Origin of the sequence: Sphingorhabdus sp. (assembly GCF_040079335.1) — a bacterium.
Lineage (GTDB): Bacteria > Pseudomonadota > Alphaproteobacteria > Sphingomonadales > Sphingomonadaceae > Sphingorhabdus_B.
Genome location: NZ_JBEBKL010000075.1, coordinates 1 through 6,236 on the forward strand (window position 1 = coordinate 1; position 6,236 = coordinate 6,236).

The following is a 6,236-nucleotide window of genomic DNA, read 5'->3' on the forward strand; positions in this document are numbered from 1 at the left end:
CCCCTGAAGGGGAGGGGCTTAGCCGCTTGCGTCAATCGAATGCTTTTAGCCCTTCATTTTCGCCAGCATCTCGCCCATTTTCTGGTGGAGCATGTTCACTGCCTTCAATGGACGCACCATCACCTTGAAATGGGTGATGAGGCCCTCGTCGTCGCATGAAATCATATCGATGCCATTGATTTTGATGCCATCGATCTCGGCAGTGAATTCCAGGATAGAGCTGTTCTCGCGGTGCCATTCGCCGACATAACGGAAAGTATCATTGCCCAGCGTGTGGCCGGCAGCAGCGAGATATTGGGAGGTGATTGCCTTGCCGACCTGCGGGGTGTGGACGACCGGGCTTTCGAAAACGCAATCGTCATGCAAGATGTTTTCAATCTCCGCGACGTCCTTCGACAGTGCGACGCGGTGCCAGATTTCAGCGGGGTTGTGCGACATGTTCAATATCCCAGATCAAGATTGACGAGCGGCTCAAGCTTTTCGCCCTTGTGATAGCGTTTCAGGTTTTCAAGGAAACGTTCGGCGGAGCGTATAAACATCTTGTCCTGCGCGCGGCCCGACAGGTGCATGCTGATGTGGCAATTGTCTAGGCTCCACAGGGGATGTTCGCCAGGCAGCGGTTCGGGCGTGGTGACATCAAGGAATGCGCCGCCAATCTGCTTATCTTGCAAAGCCTGCACCAGCGCATCCTGATCGACCACCGATCCGCGCGCAATGTTCACCAGCACAGCGCTTTGCTTCATTTCCGCCAGTTCGTCCGCGCCAATCATTTCGTCGGTTTCTGGCGTCGCGGGAACGGCAAGGATCACCCAGTCAAACTCACCCAGCCGTGCTTGCCAGGCATTGGGCGCGAGGCTGAACGGGCCGGGCGTGCGGCGGACGATGGTGACATCGACATCGAACGCCTTTAGCCGTTCCTCAATCAACTTTCCGATCGCGCCATAGCCGAGCAGCAAGGCCTTCGATCCATAAAGCTCGACCTTGCCGGGTGAGTCGATCAGCCATTCATGCCGGTCTTGTGCATGCACGACATCGCGATAGCCCTTGGCGATGTTGAGCATGCCCATGACGACATATTCAGCGATGGTGATCGCATTGATGCCTGCGCCATTGGTGACCTTGGTGCCGCGCTTTTTCAACTCCGCGAGTGGCATGCCATCAACGCCCGCATAGATGCTGTTGAGCCATTTCAGGTTGGTCGCAGCCGTGATGATCGCCGCCATGTCGGCCTTGTCATACATATCGAACCAGCCGATTTCCGCCAGCGGCGCGAGTTCGAGTGCTTCTTCCTTGGTCACATACCAATGCGCATCGACCCAATCGGGCAGGCGCGGTTCCACCATCGCGCGGATCAGGCTGGATGCTACGAACTTGGTTTTGGTCACTTATTATTCCTCCCCATCGACTTGCGATGGGGAGGTGGCATCGCGGAGCGATGACGGAGGGGCCTTCCCAAAGCTGTCGAGTCTGTGTCCCACGGTCGCGACGATCACATTTGCCACTTCAACTGCATCTTTCAAAACGTCAACCGCTGGAATGCGGAGCGTATCAATCCGGTGCTCGGCCAGCCACGCATCGCGCTTTCCATCCCGTTCTGGTCGATCACCAGTATCATGCGCAAATCCGTCGACTTCGATTGCCAGATTTGCCCGGGCACAGAAGAAATCGAGAATATAAGGCCCTGCCGGATGCTGTTTCCGGAATTTATGCCCACCCGGCGATTGACGCAGCAACTGCCATAGCATCAATTCCGGTTTGGTCGGTTCGCGGCGGAACCGTTTGGCGCGCTTGATTGAAGCCGATGGCTTGGCCGGACGCACCCAAGTCCCCTCCGTCAGGCCTGCGGCCTGCCACCTCCCCATCGCAAGTCGATGGGGAGGAGGGTAGCACGCACGGTCAGTTCTACTTCCTCCCCAATGACTTGCATTGGGGAGGTGGCGCGGCGAAGCCGTGACGGAGGGGACTTCTGAACCTTCAGTTCAAACATCCAGCTTCCAATCCCACCCCAGCGGATCACCATCCATCACTTCCACACCCTTGGCGATCAGATCATCGCGGATGCGATCCGAGGTGGCGAAGTCCTTGTTCGCGCGCGCTTCCTTGCGTTGGGCGAGGGCAGTTTCGATTTCGGCTTCTGTGATGATGGCGGCTTTGGGACGGATGCGGAGGTCTTGGCGGGTCAGTGCGAGCAGGTTTAGGCCAAGGACGGCGTCCATTTTGGCGATCATCTGGAGCGCGTCGTGGGCCCCAATACTGGCATCAATAGAGCCTTCCAACAACGTTAAAGCGACCGCCGTATTAAGATCGTCAGAGACCGCATCGTCGAAACGTTTAAGCCGAGATTGGATAGCAATCGGTACTGACATCCAATCAGGGTTGGCCTTGGCCTCTAGTTTTTCAACCGCCATCACCATTCGCTTCAGCCTTACAAAAGCCGCCTGCAAGCCCTCCCAGCTAAACTCCAACTCGCTCCGGTAATGCGCCTGCAGGCACATCAGGCGATAGGCGAGGGGGTGGAAGCCTTTGTCGATCAGCAGTTGCAAACGCAGGAATTCGCCCGACGATTTGGACATCTTGCCGCTGCGTTCGACGAGGAAATTATTGTGCATCCAGATGCGCGCGCCGCTGTCCCCCGAGCATTCATGCGCCTGGTTTTGCGCAATCTCGTTCGGGTGGTGAATTTCGCGATGGTCAATGCCGCCGGTATGGATGTCGAACGGCATGCCGAGCAGCGCCTTTGACATGACCGAGCATTCGAGGTGCCAACCGGGCGCGCCACGGCCCCAGGGCGAATCCCATTCCATCTGCCGTGTTTCGCCCGCAGGTGTCTTGCGCCAGATTGCGAAATCGGCCTTGTTGCGTTTGCCATCGACTTCCTCGATGCGCCCCTCTCCGTCGTCGGTCACCGCACGGGCGAGGCGGCCATATTCGGGGACGGTCGAGACATCGAAATAAAGGCCGCTGTCGAGCTCATAGCAATGCTTCTCGGCAATTTCCTTGCCCCATGCGATCATCGCGTCGACATATTCGGTGGCCTTGGGGTGCGCCGGCTTGCGGATGTTCAGCCGCGCCAGATCGGCCTCGAAATCGGCCTGATAGAAGGCGGCAATGTCCCAAGCGCTCTTGCCTTGCGACGCCGCCATCTTTTCCATCTTGTCCTCACCCGCATCGGCGTCAGAGGTCAGATGGCCGACATCTGTGATGTTGATCACATGGGTTAGCTTGTAGCCCTTGTAGCTCAGCACCCGGCCGAGCGTGTCGGCAAAGACATAGGCGCGCATATTGCCGATATGCTGGTAATTATAGACCGTCGGCCCACAGCTATAGACGCGCGCCTCTGGCGGCTTTGCCGCATCGCCTGGGACTCCGGGGTGGACGGGCTGGAAGGTCTCCAGTTGGCGGGTCAGGCTGTTGAAGAGTTTGAGGTCGGACATGGACGGGGCGATGCTGGAAAGTAGGGCTGAGGTCAAGTTTCCAAAGCACCGTCACCCTGAACTTGTTTCAGGGTCCATTTCTCCTCTCAACCCTTCGGCCTGAGTGGCACGATGGATGCTGAAACAAGTTCAGCATGACGGGTTAGTGATTAATCAAAACCCCTCCCAACTCACCACTTCATCGAGCGGCGCTCTCGGCACAGGGAAATTATTCACCGATGCATCCGGATCGCGATAGCCGATCGCCGCCCCGCAGAAGAAGATATGATTGTCGGGGATGTCAAAGCACGCCCTTATTTGTGGCGTATAGATTGCCCAAGCCTCCTGAAAGCAGCAATCCAGCCCTTCCTCACACAGCAACAGCGCGACGGTCTGCAACCACATGCCGATGTCTGACCATTGCGGCGGGCCCATATAGCGCGGGGTATGGATCAGCATCAGGATCGGCGCATCGAAGGCGCGGAAATTGCGCGCGAACCACATCAGCCGCGCCATCTTGTCGTCGCGCGGAATATCGAGAGCGGCATACATAGCCTCACCCACACCAAAGCGGCTGTCCTTGTATCGACCATCCAGCTCGGGCGGGTAAATATTATATTCCGGCTTGTGCGCGGCGGCGCCTTGCGGAACGACTTCGGCCACCGCTTCCAGCAATTTCTTGAGCGGCTCGCCCGTCGCCATGACTGCATTCCACGGCTGCGTATTGCCGCCCGACGGCGCATTCTGGGCCTTGGTCAGGATGCGTTCGAGCAGCGCCTTATCGACCGGCTTGTCCAGAAATTCGCGCACCGACCGGCGGCTGGCTACGGCTTCGCTGACTTGCATATCCTGCTCTCCAAAGATTTAATCGCTCGATTAAATCAATGTCAAGTCAGCGCGGAATTGCAAGCCTATTCCTCGTCGAACAACCCGGCCAATTGCTCAATCATCGTCCCGCCCAGCTGCTCGGCATCCATTATTGTCACCGCGCGGCGGTAATAGCGCGTCACATCATGGCCGATGCCGATTGCGACAAGCTGCACCGGGCTGCGGCCCTCGATCATCTCGATCACTCGGCGTAGATGCTGCTCCAGATAGCCGCCATGATTGACCGATAGGGTCGAGTCATCAACTGGCGCACCGTCGGAGATCACCATCAGGATACGGCGGTCTTCGGGGCGGGCAATCAGGCGGTTGTGCGCCCAGAGCAGGGCCTCGCCGTCGATATTTTCCTTGAGCAAGCCTTCGCGCATCATCAGGCCCAAGTTGCGGCGGGCATGGCGCCACGGCTCGTCGGCCTTTTTGTAGACGATGTGGCGCAGGTCGTTGAGGCGGCCTGGCATGGCGGGGCGTCCGGCGGCGAGCCAATCCTCGCGCGATTGCCCGCCCTTCCATGCGCGGGTGGTGAAGCCCAATATCTCGGTCTTCACGCCGCATCGTTCGAGCGTGCGCGCCATGATGTCGGCGCTGATCGCCGCAATGCTGATCGGGCGGCCACGCATGGAGCCTGAATTGTCGATGAGGAGCGTGACTACGGTATCGCGGAACTTGGTCTCACGCTCGATCTTGTAGCTGAGCGACTGGCCGGGGGAGACGACAACGCGGGCAAGGCGCGCGGCATCGAGCAGCCCTTCCTCCTGATCGAAATCCCAGCTGCGGTTCTGCTGCGCCATCAGGCGACGCTGCAGGCGGTTGGCGAGCCGGGTGACCGCGCCCTGCAAGCCGGAGAGCTGCTGGTCGAGATAGGCGCGCAGGCGGTTGAGCTCTTCCTCATCGGCCAGTTCGGTCGCGCCGACGACCTCGTCATATTTGGTCGTCCAGCTTTTATAATCGCTTTGCGGCAGATGGTCCCAATTGCGGCGTTGCGGGTTGACCGGCTGCATGCCGTCTTCGCCCATATCGCCGTCGGCATCGTCCATGTCGTCCATATCGGACGAATCATAGTCGGCCTCGGTCTCCTCGCCTTCGCCCTCTTGCGGCTCGGCACGGGCTTCGGCCTGTCCGGCTTCGCCCTGACCCTCGTCGTCGCTTTCGCTGTCTTGTTCCTGCTCTTGATCCGAATCGTCGCCGCCTTCGTCGGCGTCGTTCGGTTCAATCTCGCCCTCGGTGAGGTTGAGATGTTCGAGCATGGTTTGGGCGAGTGAGGCAAAGGCCGCCTGATCGTCGAGCGCGAGGCCGAGCGCATCAAGATCGCTGCCCGCTTTCTCCTCGATCCACTCGCGCAGCATGTCGACGCCTTGGGCTGCGTTGTCGGGCACGGCCTGCCCGGTCAGCCGTTCACGCACCAACAGCGCGAGCGCGGTCGAGATCGGCACTTCCTCCGCCGCCTGCGCCCGCGAAATCGGGTCGGTGCGCAGCCGCATTTCCAGCGCGTGGGTTAGATTGCCCTTCACCCCGTCCATCGCGCGCGAACCCAGTGCCTCGATCCGCGCGGTTTCAATGGCGTCGAATGCGGCCCCGGCCATCGCCTCATGCGGGCGGAGTGCGGCGTGGCGGGCGACATCATGATGCTTCAGTCGGAGTGCAAAACTGTCCGCAAATCCCCGCGCTTCGGCAATCTGTTCAGGCGGCAGCGATCGGCCCGGCATCGGCACGCGGAAATTCTTCCCCGCCTGTGTTGGCGCGTCGGCGGTAAAGGCGAGCTCAACCTCCGGATCATGCGCAATCGCACGCGATGTGCCGGTCAGCACCTGTTTGAACTGTTCGAGAGGGGAATTGTCAGCCATTTTCGACTCAGGGCCTTAACGGCCTTGTCGTTTCCAGAAAAGAAAATTCCCCTCCCGCTTGCGGGAGGGGTTAGGGGAGGGCCGGTTGCTTTCTTTG

Annotated in this window: 6 protein-coding genes; all 6 read right to left on the reverse strand. The window is 59.4% G+C overall.

Features of this window, described 5'->3' with window-relative positions; translation table 11 throughout:
• Positions 1-45: 45 nt before the first annotated feature.
• A complete protein-coding gene (locus ABL922_RS13785) occupies positions 46-438 on the reverse strand; it encodes a nuclear transport factor 2 family protein (protein WP_349024786.1) in 393 nt (130 codons plus the stop codon).
• 2 nt (positions 439-440) lie between these two features.
• Positions 441-1,385 (reverse strand): D-2-hydroxyacid dehydrogenase, encoded by a 945-nt coding sequence (locus ABL922_RS13790; protein ID WP_349024787.1) that lies wholly within the window; start codon positions 1,383-1,385, stop codon positions 441-443.
• Between the two features lie 3 nt (positions 1,386-1,388).
• Positions 1,389-1,820: an endonuclease domain-containing protein gene (locus ABL922_RS13795; RefSeq protein WP_349024788.1), complete on the reverse strand. Its 432-nt coding sequence runs from the start codon at positions 1,818-1,820 to the stop codon at positions 1,389-1,391.
• Between the two features lie 159 nt (positions 1,821-1,979).
• Positions 1,980-3,434, reverse strand: coding sequence for a cysteine--tRNA ligase (cysS, locus tag ABL922_RS13800; protein ID WP_349024789.1), 1,455 nt, complete (start codon positions 3,432-3,434; stop codon positions 1,980-1,982).
• Between the two features lie 153 nt (positions 3,435-3,587).
• On the reverse strand, positions 3,588-4,259 hold the full coding sequence (locus ABL922_RS13805; protein ID WP_349024790.1) for a nitroreductase: 672 nt from the start codon (positions 4,257-4,259) through the stop codon (positions 3,588-3,590).
• A 65-nt stretch (positions 4,260-4,324) separates the two neighbouring features.
• Positions 4,325-6,139, reverse strand: coding sequence for a cobaltochelatase subunit CobT (gene cobT / locus ABL922_RS13810; protein ID WP_349024791.1), 1,815 nt, complete (start codon positions 6,137-6,139; stop codon positions 4,325-4,327).
• Positions 6,140-6,236: the final 97 nt, after the last annotated feature.